Source organism: uncultured Aquimonas sp., assembly GCF_937888285.1.
Classification (GTDB): Bacteria; Pseudomonadota; Gammaproteobacteria; order Xanthomonadales; family Xanthomonadaceae; genus Aquimonas.
Window position 1 is genome coordinate 1 of record NZ_CALART010000071.1, and the last position, 18,952, is coordinate 18,952.

At 64.8% G+C, this 18,952-nt stretch carries 10 protein-coding genes, 1 other RNA gene and 1 pseudogene; 1 reads left to right on the plus strand and 11 read right to left on the minus strand.

Annotated elements, in window-relative coordinates:
* A pseudogene (locus Q0654_RS14230) lies at positions 1 to 344 on the minus strand (hypothetical protein); the annotation flags it as partial.
* Between the two features lie 88 nt (positions 345 to 432).
* Between Q0654_RS14230 and Q0654_RS14235 the strand changes: the two are divergent.
* Positions 433 to 618 (plus strand): hypothetical protein, encoded by a 186-nt coding sequence (locus Q0654_RS14235; protein WP_091239017.1) that lies wholly within the window; start codon positions 433 to 435, stop codon positions 616 to 618.
* Here the strand turns inward: Q0654_RS14235 and Q0654_RS14240 are convergent.
* The 10 genes from Q0654_RS14240 to Q0654_RS14290 form a co-directional block, all read right to left on the minus strand.
* The gene (locus Q0654_RS14240) at positions 587 to 1,246 is read right to left on the minus strand and encodes a Fic family protein (protein WP_298854929.1); all 660 of its coding nucleotides are present in this window, start codon (positions 1,244 to 1,246) and stop codon (positions 587 to 589) included. The genes Q0654_RS14235 and Q0654_RS14240 overlap by 32 nt on opposite strands.
* Complete coding sequence (locus Q0654_RS14250) at positions 1,243 to 2,916, minus strand: class I SAM-dependent DNA methyltransferase (RefSeq protein ID WP_343230140.1); 1,674 nt, start codon at positions 2,914 to 2,916, stop codon at positions 1,243 to 1,245. The genes Q0654_RS14240 and Q0654_RS14250 overlap by 4 nt, the downstream gene beginning before the upstream one ends.
* A gap of 145 nt (positions 2,917 to 3,061) precedes the next feature.
* Positions 3,062 to 3,417: a transfer-messenger RNA gene (ssrA, locus tag Q0654_RS14255) on the minus strand.
* A gap of 184 nt (positions 3,418 to 3,601) precedes the next feature.
* Entirely contained in the window at positions 3,602 to 5,407 is a 1,806-nt protein-coding gene (locus tag Q0654_RS14260; RefSeq protein ID WP_298854930.1) for a carbohydrate-binding protein, read from the minus strand.
* Between the two features lie 104 nt (positions 5,408 to 5,511).
* Positions 5,512 to 8,670 carry a di-heme oxidoredictase family protein gene (locus tag Q0654_RS14265; RefSeq protein WP_298854931.1) on the minus strand — a complete coding sequence of 1,053 codons (3,159 nt, stop codon included), beginning with the start codon at positions 8,668 to 8,670 and terminating at the stop codon, positions 5,512 to 5,514.
* Between the two features lie 228 nt (positions 8,671 to 8,898).
* On the minus strand, positions 8,899 to 10,842 hold the full coding sequence (locus Q0654_RS14270) for a carbohydrate-binding protein (RefSeq protein ID WP_298854932.1): 1,944 nt from the start codon (positions 10,840 to 10,842) through the stop codon (positions 8,899 to 8,901).
* Between the two features lie 548 nt (positions 10,843 to 11,390).
* Positions 11,391 to 12,599, minus strand: a complete 1,209-nt coding sequence (locus Q0654_RS14275; RefSeq protein ID WP_298854933.1) for a DUF1552 domain-containing protein — start codon at positions 12,597 to 12,599, stop codon at positions 11,391 to 11,393.
* Between the two features lie 49 nt (positions 12,600 to 12,648).
* Positions 12,649 to 15,933, minus strand: coding sequence for a DUF1592 domain-containing protein (locus tag Q0654_RS14280; protein WP_298854934.1), 3,285 nt, complete (start codon positions 15,931 to 15,933; stop codon positions 12,649 to 12,651).
* A 20-nt stretch (positions 15,934 to 15,953) separates the two neighbouring features.
* The gene (locus tag Q0654_RS14285; protein ID WP_298854935.1) at positions 15,954 to 17,057 is read right to left on the minus strand and encodes a cellulose binding domain-containing protein; all 1,104 of its coding nucleotides are present in this window, start codon (positions 17,055 to 17,057) and stop codon (positions 15,954 to 15,956) included.
* Between the two features lie 23 nt (positions 17,058 to 17,080).
* Positions 17,081 to 17,809 (minus strand): hypothetical protein, encoded by a 729-nt coding sequence (locus Q0654_RS14290; RefSeq protein WP_298854937.1) that lies wholly within the window; start codon positions 17,807 to 17,809, stop codon positions 17,081 to 17,083.
* Positions 17,810 to 18,952: the final 1,143 nt, after the last annotated feature.

An 18,952-nucleotide genomic window follows, 5' to 3' on the forward strand; every position in this document is an offset into this window, starting at 1 on the left:
GAGGTCTTCGCCGAAGCCCTCAAGAAGCGTGTTGCGATTCGGAATTGAATCCGCCGGAAGTAATACGCGAAGCGTTCGTCGTTCCCGTGGAAATCGATGACGTAGAGGGCGGTGTTGAGCGGCCAGTAGTCGGCGCTTGTGTAGCTCACAACCCCAAAGGACGCGCCGCTTCGGCCGACCGTAACGCCGGGGCCCCTAGCCTTTGCCTCGTCATGCCAGCCGGTGATACCGAAGGATCCAAGGACAGGTGTGCAGCCAGGCCTTCGCTTCTCGTCCGGAAGATCATGTCCACGCTGAAGGGTCACGAACTTACCGAGTGATGTGCGCCTCCACTCACCCCCCATACCCAAGCTCCCTCAGGTTGGCCTCAATCGCCGCATCCAGCCGCGCCGAATTCGGTAGACTCACCCCAGCTCTCAAGACGCGTCGCCCATGAAAGCCAAGATCCAGCACAAAGCGCCCAGCCGCCAAGCCATTGTTCGCGCCGTGGCCAGTTCCACTGCTATCGAAACCGGCCAGCGCATCGCCGCGATTGAGGCCATGTTGCACGGCGGTCGGAAATCGTTTCCTCATCTGTCTCTCGCCCTCAAGCCTGCGCCGACGCCAGCGCGCGGATGACCAGTTCCTGCATGGGTGCGTAGTCCCTGCCCATGCCACGTTGTATCGCGGCGAAGTAGGCCGGCGTGTCGGCATCCCAGGCGCTGTAGTCGAGCGGGCCGCGCCCAGCCTGTACCGCCATCACGTCTGCCAGCAGGCGCGCGAGTCGGCCGTTGCCCTCGCGGAAGGGGTGGACGAGGATCAGCTCGACATGACACACCGCGATGGCCTCGGCCAGCGCGTCGCCACCCAGGCCGTCGCAGGGCGTGTAGCGATGCAGGCAGTCGCGCTCAAACTCTGTCAGCAGGCGCGGAACCTGCGCCGCCGCCGCGAAGTGGAAGTCGCCCTTGGCGATGTTGACGCTGCGTTCCTCGCCGGCCCAGTCGTACACATTGCCCAGCCACAGGCGATGCCATTCCTTCAGATCGGCCGCTTTCAGGCGGCGCGCAGGAAAGTGCTCTTCGCTCAGCACGTGCTCGTAGAGCTGCAGCAGCAGCTGCAGCTCGACCTCGTCCATCTGCGCCGGGTCCGTAACGCCTGGCAAGTTGCGCAGCACCTGTTCGCCGGAACCCGGCTGCCACTCACCTTGCGCGCCGCTGGCCTGGTAGCGATCAGCCGCCATACCCGAGCGCTCTGAGATTGGCCTCAATCGCCGCATCCAGCCGCGCCGCTTCCTGCTGCTGCTCGCGCCACTGGGCGCTGAGCCGCCGCATCTTGTCCGTGAAGGCCTCGCCGTCGTCCTCGGCGGCTTCGGCGCCGACGTAGCGGCCGGGGGTTAGCACGTGGCCGTGCTTGCGGATTTCGTCCAGCGTGGCGGATTTGCAGAAGCCGGGGATGTCCTGGTAGGGGTGGGGCGGGTGCGCCCCCTTCTCCCTCGAGGGGAGAGGGGGAAGGGCCAGCGCCGCGCCATGCGTGGTAGGTGTCGGCGATCCGTTGGATGTCGGCGTCGGAGAGTTCGCGCCGCGTGCGGTCGACCAGGGTGCCGAGGTTGCGGGCGTCGATGAACAGCACTTCGCCGCGGCGGTCGCGAAGCCTTGCCCCCTCTCCCCCGGCCCCTCTCCCACGAGGGGAGAGGGGAGAACCGCCTGACTTGTCGCGGGCGAGGAACCACAGGCAGGCGGGGATCTGGGTGGAGTAGAACAGCTGGCCGGGCAGGGCCACCATGCAGTCGACGGCGTCGGATTCGACCATGGCACGGCGGATCTCGCCTTCGCCGCTCTGGTTGGAGCTCATCGAGCCATTCGCCAGCACCACGCCGGCGCTGCCCTGCGGGGCTAGATGCCAGTAGATGTGCTGCAGCCAGGCGTAGTTGGCATTGCCTACGGGCGGCACGCCGAAGATCCAGCGCGGGTCTTCGCGCAGGCGGTCGCCGCCCCATTCGGAGATGTTGAAGGGCGGGTTGGCCAGGATGTGGTCGAAGCGCAGGTCGCGCAGTTCGTCCTTGTGGAAGCTGCCTTCGTTGTTCCAGCGGATATCGCTGTCGATGCCGCGCACGGCGAGGTTCATCTTGGCCAGGCGCCAGGTGGTGTAGTTGCTCTCCTGGCCGTAGATGGCGATGTCGCCGATGCGCCCGCCATGTTCGAGCACGAACTTCTCGCTCTGCACGAACATGCCGCCGCTGCCGCAGCAGGGGTCGTAGACGCGCCCGCTGTAGGGTTCGAGCATCTGCACCAGCACCTGCACCACCGAGCGCGGGGTGTAGAACTCGCCGCCGCGCTTGCCTTCGGCGCCAGCGAACTGGCTCAGGAAGTATTCGTAGACGCGGCCGAGGATGTCGTGGGAGCGGCTGCTTCGCTCTGTTTCGCCCCTCACCCCCAGCCCCTCTCCCGTGGTGAGAGGGGAGGCGGGCGCGGCACCTTCCGAGGTCGTGGGCGGGCCCATCTCGATGCCCGAGATCAGGTCGATCAGTTCGCCCAGCATCCGCTTGTTCAGGGCGGGGCGGGCGTAGTCCTTGGGCAGCACGCCCTTCAGCGATTCGTTGTCCTTCTCGATGGCGCGCATGGCGTCGTCGATCAGAGTGCCGATTTCGGGGCGCTTGGCGTTGGCCTTCAGATGCGACCAGCGCGCGTCCTTGGGCACCCAGAACACGTTGTCGGCGAGGTACTCATCCTTGTCTTCGGCGACCTGCGGATCCTCGGCCAGCAGCTGGGCGTGGCGGGCCTCGAAGGCGTCGGAGATGTACTTCAGAAAGATCAGGCCCAGGGCGACGTGCTTGTAGTCGCTGGGCTCCATGTTGCCGCGCAGCTTGTCGGCGGCCTTGAAGAGTTCGGCTTCAAAACCGAGGCTGGCGGCGTGGTTCTTGTCGTTGGCCTTGGCCATTGTTGTCCCTGTGGTGCATGCATGCGGCCGGAGCCGAACCCTGCCTGATACGGCAAGCACAGGCAAGAAAAAGGGCCCGGAGATCATCCGTGCCCGGGCAAGCAAAAAGAAAGGGCCCGGAGATCATCCGGGCCCTTTGAGGTGTTGGTGGAGGCGGGGGGAATCGAACCCCCGTCCGAGGGCATTACATCTTTGGATCTACGTGTGTAGTGCGTTGTCAGGTCTCGTTCCGGGGCAACACAGCGCACGAAGAGCACCCCGGAACCAGTCTGGAAGTTTTAGGCCTTGGCTGTCAGACAGCAGCCTTCGGACGATCCCGTAAATATGACCGACTGATCCATCGTTACAGGCACCGATGGGAGTCGGACTCGCCTATTTAGGCGGCGAGTGCGTAGTTGTCGTCGTTCGCAACTAGCTTGTTTGCCGCTGGATTAACGAGGAAAGCTGCCCCCTCGACACGCACCTCCGGTTTCACACCCCCGTCGAAGCCTGGTCGCCCCCGGGGTCGCTGCTGCGCGGCGGGCTTTCGATCAGCCGGTGCCGCGCGTCGGGGGAGTATATGGAGGCGCAGGCGAAGGCCACAAGGAAAACCTTGTGGCCTTCGTTCAGCCATGGGCCCATGGACCGCGGAGCCGCCTGCGTCGCGAGGTGTGCCGACGTAGGCGGCAGAGCCAGGCTACCGGCTTCAGTTCACGCGGCTGATGCGGAACCAGTTGATGTTCCAGCCGCCTGCGGTGGCGGCGATGGCGAGACGGCGAGTGCCGGCCGGCAGCTGGACGCGGTGGGTGATGGTGGTCCAGGTCTCCCAGCCGCCGGTCGCAGGAACGTTGATGCTGCCGTACACCGGCGAGCCGCCGGCTTCCTCCAGCTTGAAGCTGCCGCCGTTGGCGCCGCTGGAGACGCGGTAGCTCACCTCGTAGGTGCCGCTGACCGGGATGCTGACCGGGGTGTTGTAGTAGGACATCCAGTCGCCGGCATCGATGTAGCCGACCACCTGCCCACCGCCGACATCGGAGGTGCCGCCGGTCTGCACGCCACTCATGTAGCTGTAGTCCTCGGCCTGGATCGTCGCGATCACGGTCGGGGCGGGTGCTGGCGTGGTGCTTTCGATGCGGAACCAGTTGAGGTTCCAGCCGCCGCCCTGGGCGGAGATGGCGATGTCCTGCTCGCCGGCACTCAGGCTGACTTCGTGCGAGATGTCTGTCCAGCGCTGCCAGCCGCCCGTGTTCGGCACGGTGAGGTCGCCGAAGACCGGCGAGCCGCCCGCGCGCTCCAGTCGGAGGCGACCCGAGGCCGACTGCGCCGCCACGCGATACGTCACCTTGTAGCGGCCCGCCGCGGGAACGTTGACGCGATAGGTCATCCAGTCGCCTGCGTCGATCCAACCCACATTGCGGCCGCCGCCTGCATCGGTGGTGGGCTCGGTGTCGATGCCGCTCATGTTGCAGAAGTCTTCCGCCTGGATCGTGCCCGGGATGGCGCGCGTGGTGCAGGGCGTCGGGTTCGGTCCCGGGGTGCCACCGATCGCCGGCCAGTCACGCACGATGCCGCGCACCAGTGTGCCCGAGGCGGTGTAGTCGGCCGCCGTCCAGCCGCCGTTCGGGTTGGCGCCGGGGCGCAGCGCGGAGGCGCCTTCGTTCTTGTCGTTGAGCGCCCAGTTGGCGTGGCTGATCTGGTTGGTGCGAAGGAAGTTGATCCAGGCCTGGGTTTCGCCGGCATCGACGCCGCCATTGCCGTCCGCGTTCACCGTGCCCCATTCGGTGACGAACAGCGGGATGCCGCGGTCCAGCGCGTACTGCGCCTTGTTGCGCAGATCCTGCTTGTGGGTGCCGGCGTAGAAATGCAGGGTGTAGGCGATGTTGCGCTGGTTGCGGATCGGGTCGTTGGCGGCGGCGTCTACATCCTGCGACCAGCGCGGTGTGCCGACGACGATCAGATTGTCGGGGTCGACCGCGCGGATGGCATTGATCACGGTCTCGGCGTAGGGCTTGATCGTACCGCTCCAGCTCACCTGCAGCGGCTCGTTGTAGATCTCGTAGATGACGTGGTTGTAGCGGCCATAGTCCTGCGCCATCTGGCGGAAGAACTGCACGGCGGCCTGGGTGTGCTGCTCGGCGTTGTGGCTGTGCCAGTCGATGATCACGTACATGTCGTTGGCGATGGCCTCTTCCACCACGCGACGGACACGGGCGAGGTTGTCGGCTGGATTCTGCAGGTAGCCGCCGCCGTCCTCGACGCCCATCGCGGCGCGAATGAGCTTGGCGTTCCAGTCGCGCTTGACGGTGGCGACGGCGCCGGCGGTGTAGTAGCGCTCGCCGCCCCAGTTGTTGTTGCTCCAGAACAGACTGGGCCCGGCGATGCTGCCCGGTTGTCCGCCGAACAGGACCTTGTTGCCCTGGGTCGAGATCGCTGGCACATCAGCCTGGGCGGCGGCAGCGAACAGCCCGCCCACAAACACGATCAGCAAACGCTTGAATGCAGTTTTCTTCATGTTGGACACCATGTGGTGGTTGAACCCCTGATGGGTGATGCGCTGTTCCTAAGCTCGCGAGGGCTTGACGCAAGGCCCACGCAGGGCTTTGCGCCAGGCCGTGCTTACAGACTTTCGAGGAAGCGCAGAACGTCCTGCTTCTGGCTTGCGTTGAGCGCGCGATAGGCGTTCTTCGACGCCTCGCCTTCACCGCCATGCCACAGGATGGCTTCTTCGATCGTGCGGGCGCGGCCGTCATGCAGATAGCTGTGCACGGGCGTGCAGACCTGGCTGCCTTGCGGCGCATTGGTGGTGCCGCCGGTGACGCAGGCCGACAGCCCCAGGCCCCACAGCGGCGTGGTCCGCCATTCCGAGCCCGAAGCCTCGCCCTCGCCGAGGGTGTCGGCGAGGCCCGGGCCCATGTCGTGCAGCAGCAGATCGGTATACGGATGAATGGTCTGGTCGCGCAGCTCCGACAGCGGGTGATGCGGGCTGGTCTGCAGGGTCGGGCGATGGCAGCCGGCGCAGCCGATGTTGGCGAACGTGGTTTCGCCGCGCTGCACGGCCGGGTTGCTGATGTCGCGCTGCGGGCGCACGCCGAGCAGGGCGATGTACTTCACCAGGTTGTCGAGGTGGGCGTCCGAGAGTTCGACACCGCTCGGGCCGCAGCCGCTCTGCGCCGAGCCGCAGTCCGGGTTCGGCAACATCGAGGTGGTGACGCCCATGTCGGTGTTCAGCGCACTGGCCACCTGATGGCGCACGCTGCTGGTGCCGGCCTTCCAGCCGAAACGACCCAGGCGCAACTGCCCCGTCACCGGATCACGCACGCGGTTGGCGCGGCCCGAAATGCCGTCGCCGTTCGCGTCGTTCGGATCTTCCATCGCCAGGATGGTGGATTCGGGAATCGCCTCCAGCAGGCCCATGCCGACCAGTTGCGGCGCGATGCGACCCGAGAAGCGCGGTGGCGTGCCGTTGCTGAACTGGTAACTGGGGGAGCGCAGGCCGTTGGCTTCAGTCCAGCTGGCGATGGACACCGTGCCTTCGCCGGGGACGCCGCCGGTGCCGCGCGGCTGCAATACGCGGCCGAGGTTCGGGTGTGGATTGCCTGCGCTGTCGCCCACCTTGAACACCCACTTGCTCAGCGGCACGCCCGGTGCTTCGGGAGCGGCTCGGCCATTGCGGGTGTGGCAGTCGGTGCAGCGCTCGTTGACGTAGCGCGGCCCGGCGCGACCCACCACATCACCGAAAGCGCCGTTCTCCGCATGCTCGTCGTGCAGGCCGCTGACGAAGGAGCTGTGGTGCAGACGACGCCCCAGCACGAAGGGCTGGCCGTTGTGATAGTTCAGGTTCGTTGCCATCTGCAGGAAATGGTTGTCCGGCTCGCCCGAGTGCATGTAGGGCAGGGTGGTGCTGCCGCCCAGCCAGGCCTTCTCGGGGATCTTCACCGAGTCCTTGGTGCCGCCGCCGAACATCGGCGTGCTGAAGGTGCCCGGCAGGATGTCCCAGGGCACGATGCCCTCGCCGACGATGTACAGGTAGGTGGTGCCGTAGTACGGCGCGCGACCGCGCGGCACACTCGGGTCAAGGAACTGGCTGAGTTCGAACTCCAGCTTGTCGCCACGGCGGATCGGCTGGCCGGTGCGACAGTTGTGGGTGCGCTGCTTCCAGTAGTTGAAGGTGTCGACCACCACCATCGTGCCGTTGTCGCAGTACTCCGCCACCGTGCCGATGCCGCGGTAGAACCAGCGGTTCTCCGCCTCGGTGTCGTTCAGGCGCCACTGGGTGCGCACGTTCATGCGGATTGAGGCGGTGCCATCGGCGAACTGCTCTTCGATGATCTCGATCGCCGCGGTGCGGTGCTCCCAGTAGAAGCTCAGGTAGTGGTCGTAGGCCTGGAACTGGTTCTCCTTGGCATGGCGGTCGCGGGCGCGATCAGCGATGCGGGTGATCAGTCGGTTGCCCTGTTGGACGCGCCAGGCGGGTTCCAGCACGGTCGAGGCGTTGTACAGCGGCACGACCGGGGCGCCCCCGGAACTGCTTGAGCTGCTGGACGAGCTCGATGAGGAACTGCTGGAGCCGATCGACCCGACGCGCGTGATCCGGAACCAGTTGAAGTTCCAGCCACCCTGCGCGGCGAACACGCCCAGGCTGTAGCTGCCCGCGTTGATATCAACGGTATGCGAGACGGTAGTCCAGCTCTGCCAACCGCCGGTGGCTGGAATCGCGACCTGGCCCAGCGCAATGCTGCCGGCGTTGAGGTCTAGCGACAGACGCCCGCCAGCGAGGCTCGCAACGCGGTACTCGACGAGGTAGCGACCGGTGGTTGGAATCGTGATGCCGGAGTACGCCATCCAGTCGCCGGTGTCGATCCAGGCGACATTGCGTCCACCGCCGGTGTCCGTGGTGTCTTCCAGCTGCACGCCGGCCATGCTGGTGTAGGACTCGGCCTCGCGGAACAGAGTGAAATTCGCAGCGGACGAGCTGCTGCTGGAGGAACTGCTGCTCGATGAACTGCTCGACGAACTGCTGCTCGACGAGCTGCCACCCAGTCCGGCCAGCGTGTAGGTCTGCCAGGGCGTGGTCTGGCCGACGCCGTTATTGATGATGGTGTGGCTGATCGCCACCGGCGTGTTGGCCGAGAGGCCGGTGATGTCGAAGGTCCACTGGCCGCCGATGCTGTTCATGCGCACGTTTTGCTGCGCACCGTTGTTGACGCGGTAGTGGATGTCCACGGCGCTGCCTTGGCTGACCGTCGCACGCATCGTGCTGCTGTTGAGCGCGGACACGCAGCCCGTACTGCAGTTGCCGCCCGAAGCGGACGCCGGCCCATAGACGCTGGCTTCCCAGATCGAGTAGCCCCAGGTATTGCCGGCGCTGCGCTGAATGGCGTTGATGCGCACATATCGGTAGCTGCCGCTCAAGGGCAGGGTGTCGGTGCGGGTGCCGAAGGCTCCACCGTTGCGCACCGCCATCTGCGTCCAGGTGCTGTTGTCGTTCGAGCCCAGCACGGTGTAGTCGGAAGCGTTGGCGGCCTCCCAGTCGATGACGATCTGCGACAGCGCCTGCTGGCGGCCGAGATCCAGCGTCAGGCTGCTGGGCGAGACGCCAGGATTGGACTCCCAGCGCGTCGATCGATTGTTGTCGATGGCGTTCGCCGCCGGCTGCAGGTTGGTGCTGCCGTAGGCCGAGGCCGGTGTGAGCTTGATCGTCTGCGCATGCAGCGCAGCGCTGGCGCAAAGAGACAGCAGCCCAAGGGCACAGAGGCCCGCTTGAAGAAAGCGCATTGCAGAGATCCTTGTCAGTGGTGCCTTGCCGCCACGCCGGCCACCGCGGTCCAGACGTGTGTTCATGGGTGCGAGCGCCACGGTCATCGGCCCTCCCTGGCCGATGACTCGGGCGGTGCGCGGCGCGCTGCCGGGACCGTGCAAGCGCTTTGGGGGTCTCAAGCCGCATAGCCAACAGCTGATTCCCGAAGAAGCTCCTGGTGCCGGCAGCCGCCGGCATTGCCCATCTCAGCGATAGACGCGGACGTAGTCGACGTACATGCGCTGCGGGAACACGCTTCCAGCGTTGGGGGCGCCCGGCCAGCCGCCACCCACGGCCACATTCATGAGCAGGAAGAAGGGCTGGTCGTAAACCCAGGCGCCGCGCGCTTCGACCTGGGCCCGGGTGACGCTGTGGAACTGCTGGCCGTCGACGAACCAGCGGATGCTGCCGGCGTCCCACTCCACCGCGAACACGCGGTAACGGTTGCTGACCAGTTCACCGGCGTTGTAGGTGCCGATGATCGGGCTGCCGCCGGAGTAGCCGGGGCCGTGCAGGGCGCCGTGGGTCAGGGTCGGCTCGAAACCGACGTGCTCCATGATGTCGATCTCGCCGCTCTGCGGCCAACCCACCTGGCCCAGGCTGTTGCCCAGCATCCAGAACGCCGGCCAGATGCCCTGCGTGCTCGGCAGGCGGATTCGCGCTTCGATGCGCCCGTACTGGAAGGAGCGCTTGCCGCGCGTGACCATGCGCGAGGAGGTGTAGCTGCAGCGGCCGTACCAGCAGCCGTAGTTGGCCGGATTCTCGCGGCGGGCCTCGATCACCAGCACATTGCTGCCGACCAGTGAATCGAACTGGATCGAGGCGTTCTGGCCGTTGGTGTAGTACTGCAGCTCCTGGTTGCCGCCGCCATCGCCGTTGACTTCAAAGGTCCAGTTGCTGAGGTCGATGCGGTCGAACTCGTCCGACCACACCAGTTCGCGGCCCGGCGTGTTCGACAGGCGGGTGATGCGCAGCCAGTTGAAGTTCCAGCCGCCCTGCGCAGCGTAGACGCCGAGGCTGTAGGTGCCAGCGGTCAGGTCAACGGTCTGCGAGACCGTCGCCCAGCTCTGCCACCCGCCCGTGGGGGGAATGGCGACTTCACCCATGCGGATGCTGCCGGCATTCAGATCCAGCGACAGCCGACCGCCGCTCGGGCTGGCCACCCGGTACTCGACGAGATAGCGCCCGGAGGTTGGGATGCCGACACCCGCGTAGGCCATCCAGTCACCGGTGTCGATCCAGCCGACGTTGCGGCCGCCGCCGGTGTCGGTGGTGTTCTCGGTATCGACGCCGGACATGCTGGTGTACGACTCGGCCTCGCGGAACAGGGTGAAGCTCGCTGCCGAACTGCTGCTGGAAGAGCTGCTGCTCGACGAACTGCTGCTGGAACTGCTGCTCGAAGAGCTGCCGCCCAGCGCAGCGAGGCTGTAGTTCTGCCAGGGCGTGGTACGACCGACGCCGTTGGTGATGATCGTGTAGCTGATCGCCACCGGCGTGTTGGCCGAGAGGCCGGTGATGTCGAAGGTCCACTGGCCGCCGATGTTGTTCATGCGCACGTTCTGTTGCGCACCATTGTTGACTCGGTAGTGGATGTCGACGACGTTGCCCTGACTCACGGTGGCGCGCAGGGTGCTGGCGTTCAGCGCAGACACGCAGCCGTCGCTGCAGTTGCCGCCGGAAGCGGCCGCCGGGCCGTATACGCTGGCTTCCCAGATCGAGTAGCCCCAGGTATTGCCGGCGCTGCGCTGGATGGCATTGATGCGCACATAGCGGTAGCTGCCGCTCAAGGGCAGGGTGTCGGTGCGGGTGCCGAAGGTTCCACCGTTGCGCACCGCCATCTGCGTCCAGGCGCTGTTGTCGTTCGAGCCCAGCACGGTGTAGTCGGAAGCGTTGGCGGCCTCCCAGTCGATGACGATCTGCGACAGCGCCTGCTGCCGGCCGAGATCTAACGTCAGGCTGCTGGGCGAGACGCCGTAGTTCGACTCCCAGCGCGTGGCAGGGTTGTTGTCGATGGCGTTGGCCGCCGGCTGCAGATTGGTGCTGCCATAGGCTGAAGCCGGAACGATCTTCACGCCCTGGGCGGCAGCCGCAGCGCTGAAGCACAGTGCTAGCAGTCCCAGGGCGCGCAGCCCGATGTGGAATGAGTGCATCGACAATCCCTCTTGTTGCGTTGAGAAGCGGACAGGTCGCTCGCGGACGCAGGTCCGCTTTGCGAGAACATCGAGCCTTTGGGAGCGGGCGGAGTTTGGCCGCAAGCGGTCATCGCACGGCCGATGGCCAGCGCGCTCGATTGCGAACTTCAGATCCCCCGTACCCCCACGTTTGTCGCTTGCCCCAGACCACTAGCGACTCCGATGACGCCACGTGTCGACGCGCATTCGAGCAGAGCGTGCAGCGGGCACGTCCAGTGCGCGTCGCCGCGGCATGTGGCCCGATGGCGGCTGGACGTGACACTTTCTGACAGCGATGTCACCCGCAGCGGCACATTAGCGGTTCACAATTCGTAACAGCGTGATTCCAGTCACTCTTCCGCGCGATCGACCCAGATCGCCCAGTGTCGACCGGCCTGCACCCGCCCTCGGCAAGTGGTCGCGAAGTGCGTAGGGGAGCGTGGTGTCGCTCAGGAAACAGGCCCGCGACCGGCCTGGAAGGACGGTCGCGGGCGGATACGCTTAAGCGAAGAAGGACACCTAGCGGATTACAGGCCGGCGATCGTCGCGTTGGACCAGGTGCGATACGCGGCACCGTTGGGGCTCTGATCAGCGCGCAGCTTGAGACCGATCGTCTGGTACAGCTCGGACTGGGCGCGGCCACCGGCATCGACCACGCGCCCACCAGTGATTCCGGCGCCCGCGATCAACATCGGCACGTTGCTGTTGCCGTGAGAGTCGGCGTCGCCCATGTCGGACACCTGGGTCACGATGGTCGTCGCGAACAGACCGCGTGCATCAAAGCGATCGAGCAGGTTGCGGGTCAGCCCCTGCATGTAAATGATGTCGTCGTGATAGGCCTGCGGCTGGTTGCCCTGGTTGTGGTGCGATTGATGCGATTCGCGACCGAGCACATCGAGGAAATGGGTGTGTGCATCCGTCCCGAATGCGATCGACACCGAGGCCGTGAGGTTGCAGCTGAGCGCCAGCGCGGCGATCTCGGTGTGCAGCTTGGCGGTGGCGTCGAAACCGGTCACTGCGGTGTTCGGCGGCTGCGGGCAGGAACCGCCCGGTGGGTTGCCGCCGCCCGTGTCGATCGCCTGCTCGATCTCGCGGATCGCGGTGAAGTGGCTGTCCAGCTTCTGCAACTCGTGTTGGCCGAGTTTGGTGCGCAAGCTGTTGACTGCCGCATAGTGAAGGTCAACGACGGACTTGCGCGGGGGCGTTCCGCCACCGGTGTTGCTGCCGCCACCCGCGAACAGGACGTCGAGCGCGGCCCGCGGGCTGGTGATGATCGGCTTGCCGTTGTTGCCTTCACGACTGAGGTTGGACTCCGCCGTTGTCCCGAGGTTGAGGTAGCGCACCGGGTAGTTCGCGCCGATGGTGCGGCCGAGATTCACGTCGAAGCTGTCCTGCGACCAGCTGCCGTTGTTGAAGCGGTGGAACATCACGCCATGGCCGGCACCGCTGAGCGAGGCGTTGCGGAGCATGGCGATCCGGCCGAAGTGGCTTTGCAGCGGTGCCGACTGGATCGGCAGCGTCGAGCCATTGGGGAACCATCGGGTGGGATGACAGCCACCACCCGAGAACACCAGGCAGTGCTTGCTGGGTACCGCCGACTGCGCTTCCGATGTGCGGGCGAGCATGACGCCCGCCAGCACGCTGGACGCCTTGATCAGGCTGGCGGAGATGCCCGCCTGGCCGATCAGGCGAAGGAAGCTGCGGCGCTCTTTGTCGAAGCAGTCCGTGTGTTTCATTCTGCTGACTCCAGATTCTTGTAGGGATGTGCCAGGGGAGTGGGCGCGCTCAGCGCGCCCACTCCTTGCGATACATCACGGATTGCAGGGCAGGGATCTCTTCCAGCATCGCGCGCGGACCGCGGCTGGTGAGCACGCCGGTGAGCGTGCCCACGTCGCAGCGATAGGCTTCCTCTTCCTGGCGGCTGATGCGGGCGTAGCCCACGTCACGCTCGGAGTCGATCAGGAAGATCGTGTGGATGCCCGAGCTGTAGCTGACGAACTGCGTGGCAAGGCAGGTCTGCGCCAGACCCGACACCTTCGGATCCTCGACGATCTTCGAGATCAGGCTGACACCGCCATTGAAGGTGATCGGCGGCGAGTGGATCACGCGGTCCGGATCACCAAGGAACTGCAGCTGCGGGAAGGGCGAGAAGAAGGTGCCGGTGGCATTGATCGGATTGTTGCGGACGTCGGTGGTCCGCACCCGGCCAACGGCATCGAAGTTCTCCAGGCCACCGCCCAGCGGATTGATGATCTCGGCGTGGCACTCCGAGCAACTGGTGCCCATCGTGATGCGGTCGTAGATCATGCGCTGCGTGGTGGTGGGCGCGTTGAAGAAGTCGCGGTCCTGCTGCGCCAGTGCATCGCGGTCCAGGCTGACGCCGGACGGCGGCTCCGGAATGTCCTGGCACATCAGTCGGCGGCGCAGGGCCACAGCACGCGTCACCAGGTTCGACTCGGTGGCTGTGGCATAGCGCGAAAGGAAGGCGCCCGACATCACGATGCCGCCGCGCTCGTTGGTTGCCGTGCGAACGAAGCCGTCGGCATCAGCGCCCAGGCCGGAGTAGGGCAGACCGTACAGGCCGGCAAGGCGCTGGTTCACATGCGTGTGCGCCGGCCGATACACGGTTTCATAGGTGGATGCCGGGTCCAGCATGCTGTGTGCGAAGTTCTTGCCCAGCTCCAGCTTCATGTCGTTCGCCAGCGTGGCAAAATTCGGGAAGCCCGTCTTCTCCTTGATCTCCAGCTGGTCGGTGCCGATCCAGCGGTTCACGAAGTTGGTCAGCATCGAGCGCGCCTGCTGGGTGCCAAGCAGGGCGGACGCGTGTTGACGCACACCCGCCGGCGTATCCAGTTCGCCGCGCCCGGCGGCCGCCAGCAGGGATGCGCTGGGCGTCGTGCCGAGGAAGGTGTAGCTGAGATAAGTCGCCATCTCGTAGCCGGTCAGCTTGTAGACATTCCCGACCCGCTCGCCGAGCTCGGAGCGGTACAGGTACTGGGGCGAAGACAGCATGCCTGCCAGCGCCACCTTCATGCCTTCAGCTGGAGTACGTCCACCCGTGGTGCCTTGGGCGACGCCCAGGTACAGCGTGCGTTCGTCATTGGTCAGCGGACGACGGAAGATGCGCGGCGCGAGCTCGGTGACCAGACGGTTTGCGCAGTTCAGATCGGGGCTGCACGCCAGCACCGCATTCCAGCGCGTCGCCACGTTGTCGGCGATACGCTCGGCTGTGGTGATGTAGCTGGTGTAGCGGGTGCGGTCGACCAGCAGGGTGTTGTTGTTGAGGAACACGCCCGCGTTGAAGTCGTCTGGCAGACGCGAGGTCACGTCCTCGGTGTAGCCGACCAGATCCCCCACCGAACGCTGGTATTCGGCCTTGGTCAGCAGGCGCAGCGTGCGCTGTCCGTAGGCTTCATTCGGCGTCGGGCAGGTGAAATAGGACACCGGGTGATCCGGAATGCCGTCCGAGGGGCGGCGCCAGCTGAGGATGTAGGCCGCGATGTCCTCCGCGCACTGGCCCACACAGGACGCCGGATTGCCCTGCGGCATCCACATCTCAATGAACTCCTTGAGCGGACGCTCCTGCGAGTCCTGGCTGTGGCGATAGGCCGAACGGTTCGGATTCAATCGGGCGATGACCAGCGCGCCACTCGCATCGCGCTCGCCGTCCACACCGTGACAGGCGACGCAGGCCTGCGAGTTGTAAAGGGCCGCGCCCCGCTCGACGTTGCCGTTGCCGCTCGAAGAGCTCGAGCTGGAGGACGAACTTGAGCTTGAACTTGAGCTTGAGCTTGAGCTTGAGCTGGACGAACTGGAGCTGCTCGACGAACTGGAGCTGCCGCTGTAGACGACGATTGCCGAACTCGACGCAGGCGAAGGCACGCTGTCCGAATAGCCGATCAGCTTGTAGTCGTAGCTGCCGCCTGTGGCGAGCAATCGCTCGAGGTAGGCCCCTGCGTTCGGCCCCAGGTTCGCTTGCGTCGTCCAGCGCATGTCCGGGCCTTTGCGGCGCACGAGGATGCCGGTCTCGGCGCTGCCTGAACCCGTCCAGGCGAGCGCCACATCACCACTGGCCTGAGCCACCGTGCCGGTCAGGCCCGTGGGCGCCGACGGCTGAGCCGGCAACACGATGTTCGGCTCGTTGCTCGGGTTGTCGCGCGTCAGGAAGACCTTGAAGTAGACCGGCACACGCTCGCCGATCGCCCCCAGGTTGGCGACCGCACGCAGGGCTTCGATCCCGGCGTCCATTTCGTAGTCGGCACTGTTGACGATGATCGGCCGCCGCGGCGACACGCTGATGCGCCCACTGCCGTGCTTGACGATCAAAGCGTCGAAGTTCACCGCACGGCTGACGCCATGCAGCATGAGCGTGCCCGAGACCGGCTGCACGGCGATGCCACCGACTGGCAGCGCATCGACAGACACCAGATTCAGCTGCGTCGTGAAGTGCAGATTCGGCAGGTAGCCCGACTCGAAAAGCAGGTTCTGCATTCGCGTATTGCGAATGTCGATGCCGGTCGAAATGCTGGCCAGTGGAATGGTCAGAACCGCCTCGCCTGCTGCAGAGACGGTGCCGCGCATCTGCGTGAAGGTGTGCGTCTCGGCGTTGTCAATATTCTTCTTCGACACGAAGTGCAGGCTTGAGGCGCTGCCATCGATCAGCCACTGGGCGGCATTGCCGCCGCAGGACACACCATTCACGGTGAATCCAGTCGGATTTTGCGACCCCGGGTTCTGGACGATGAAGCCGAAGCTGGCGTTCGCACCCGTGGCTACCTGGCCGTTGTAGCCCGCATTGCGTACGCAAACGCGGCGCCCGCTGGTGGTGAAGACACCGTCCCACAGATCACTGATGACTTCATTGCCGGCAAAGTTCCAGCAGACTTCCCAGGTGCTCATCGGAGCACCATGGTTGGTCGCACTTACCGCTACCTGCGCGCCCGAGTTCCAGTTGTTGACGGTTCGATAGTCTACGCTGCACGCGGTCTGCGCGATTGCATCAGAGGCGCCGAGCACACCGAGCAACGACGCCAGCGCAAGGCCAGACCAAGTCTTTGTTGAGTTTCTCATGATGTTCTTGGGCCTCGTCCTTAGCGCGCGTCGAACGCGAATGCGAAATCAACCGGGACGGTCGTGCTGATCGACACCAGATTGACGACCGAGCGAAGCCGCTCGACACCGTCGACCAGATTGAAATCAGCGGCACGGGTCAGGGGCGGCGAGATGCTTTGCACCAACACTCGCGAGTTGCTGAGTCGCTGGATGAGGACCCGCGCCGTCACCGCTTTCTGAACGCCATGGAGGTTGACGTTTGCGGTGATGTCGGCCTGCGTGGACTGGCCCGCAGACAGCGAATTGAGTAGGGCGGATGGCACTGCGACTTCGATGGATGCAGTCGGGTGCGTCGCGGTTTCGAACAGCATTTCGCGCATGCGCTGGTCGCGCAGCACCACGCCGGAGTTGATGCTGTTCAGGTCGATGTTGACTTGCGCCGTGCCGTTGATCCCAATCGACCCACTCAGTGTATTGAAGGTGTGGACTTCAACGATGTGCAGGTTCTTGGTGGTGACGAAGTTCAGATAGGAGGCGCTCGCATCCAGAATCCAAGCTGCTTGCGCGGGCGTTGAGGAGGAGCTGCTGCTACTCGAACTGGAGTTGGAGCTGGAGCTGGAGCTGGAAACGCTCGAGGAAGACGAAGAAGAGGAAGACGACGAGGAAGATGAGGAAGACGAGGAAGATGAGGAAGACGAGGAAGACGACGACGATGAGGAGGATGTCGCTGCTCCGCAGACCCCTCCGGTGACCTGTGGCACTTCAGCGGCTGCCGCCCCCTTGCCGCCCTGCATGCCGAACTCGATCGTTTGATTCGGCAGGATGGTCTGGTTCCAGCTCAGGTTCGCCGCGGAATAGGGATTGCTGCCAGATATGTTCGCGCTCCAGTGTCCCGTGATCCGGTTGTCACCACTGTAGCGCCAGGCGACGTTCCACCCGTTCACTGGCGAGCTGCCAGTGTTGGTGATGCGAACAACGGCAACATAACCACCGTTCCATTGGCTGGTAATGACGTACTCGCACCGGGCAAGCGCGCTGCCTGACGCGATCAGTCCGCCAATTGCGAGCGCCCAGTTCTGCAGAGCGCGGAACCGGGGTTTCGGTCTTGCTTGGGCCTGAACACTCGCTGTTCGGCTTTTCATGGATGACTCCTCCTGCAGTGGATTCAAGCGGGTCTGATTCGGGCGCTCTTGACGGCGTCGCGATGGGTGTGTGGCAGCTCACTCGCTCGGGGTAGGCCTCGCGTGCGTTTCATCCAGGTGAGCGCGGGTCGTACGACCGATTCGCTGAGGGATCGATTGAAGGTCGGAAGGGCGCTGCTCATGCGTGGTCCAGCGCTGCCGCGCGGGGCGCTGGCAGCCGAAAGCCCGAGCATGTAGGCGCAGCCGATCACACAGGCTGGCAGCAGAAGACTGAGGTAGACAAATAGAACCCAGTCGAAAGCGACGCTGTGGTTCCAAGGCCTTGCCACGCCGAGGTAGCATGCAAACAGCCAGGACACTGTCGAAGTGGCACCGGTCGAGACAACTACGATCTGCTCCAGCGCTCTCAATCCAACTACGCCGGTGCTGGAGGTGACTCGCGGGAAGCTGAAGTGGTGCAGTAGTGTTCCGTTGACTGTCAGCACGGCGACAACAGCGAATTTGGCCCAGAGCTTCTGGTTCAACAGGTAATTGGGGTCGTTGTATCTTCCGATGGTCACCAACGCCAGGCCGGTAATCCACAGTATGATCAGCGCCAGACTGATGGTCTTTGCAGCGCGCTGCAGTTCCTTGACAGCGCCGAGGCTGAGCCGCTTTCCGCCCGTCTTGGAAAGCATGAGATCCTGAGTGAGCAGTATCCCGACGGCCACGCAGGCTGCGATCAGATGTGCGTAGACAATGAGAGTGTGCATATAGCCGCTCGCAAGTTCTTATTGCTTGGCGTGGAAATCGTTTTCGCGCGCTCGTGGTAGTTCGGGCAAAAACCCACCGTTCCACTCGGCGCGCGGCCAGTGGACTGTGTTCAATCATTACTGGTGCATCTCAGATGGACCGCCTGCGCAGGCTTCAGGCGCAGCGGGTGAGGGTCGAGCACCCCAAGCTCGGATGTAACAAACTGTTACACGGCGGATTTTGCTCCTGCAACACCGGGCCTTTCAAAATGTGATGAAAATCTCTCAATGACACCGGTGCCAACAGGTTCGGATGCACAGGGGCATCGGGTCGTCCTTGAGCCTTCCGAGTCCTGATGGCATCCCCGCGGCGACGTCTGACAGCGATGTCAGCCCGGTGCGCACGCTATCGTGTCACAGTTCGTTACATAGTGATCGTCGTCACTCTTCAGAACGATCAACCCGGATCGGCCGCCAATGACCGGCAAGCGCCCGTACCAGCTCTGCACAATCCACCCGGTGGAACATCCAGCGGGCAAAGGGTCTGACCGGGATGGAATGGGAACGAGCTGGCGGCAAGCCAGCGGCCCGCGGGCGGCGACATTGCAAGACGGGCCAGCTGAAGGAACCGGATTCCCGGGAGCGATTGGGGCGCGAAAGCTCTTTCTCGCGTCCATCGCACCCTGTTGGAGCCGAGCAACCACCACCGCAAGGCAGGGCCGATGCCTGCCGGCGAATTCCGGGGGCTCGGAGGCTCTCGCGGCGCGCAGCGCGGGTACAGCTGCGGTCCGTTGTACAGAACGCGCTGACGCATGCGGTCGGCAGGATCGGACGTACGAGCGCTTGCCGACAGCGACCAGCTGCGAAGCTGTGATGAGTGCGGGCAGACGTCTGTGGCTGCGCTGGACGAGCCGTCTCCATGCGTCTCCATGAGGCCCGGCCTGTCAGGCGGGAGAGACTTCCCAGCCGGTCTGGGGGAGGAGGGGGGCAGCAGGCTTGGGGGAGCACGGATCAAGTCCCTCCTGGCCTTGATCCTTGGTCGCGAGCCCGGCACATGTCCGGACTTGCTTGCGCTGGATCTAGCGCTTGCGCGCTGGATCCGCGGGCGCGACTGTCTTGCCACCCAGTTCCCTTGGACCCGCTCATCCCGGATTTGTGTAAGTC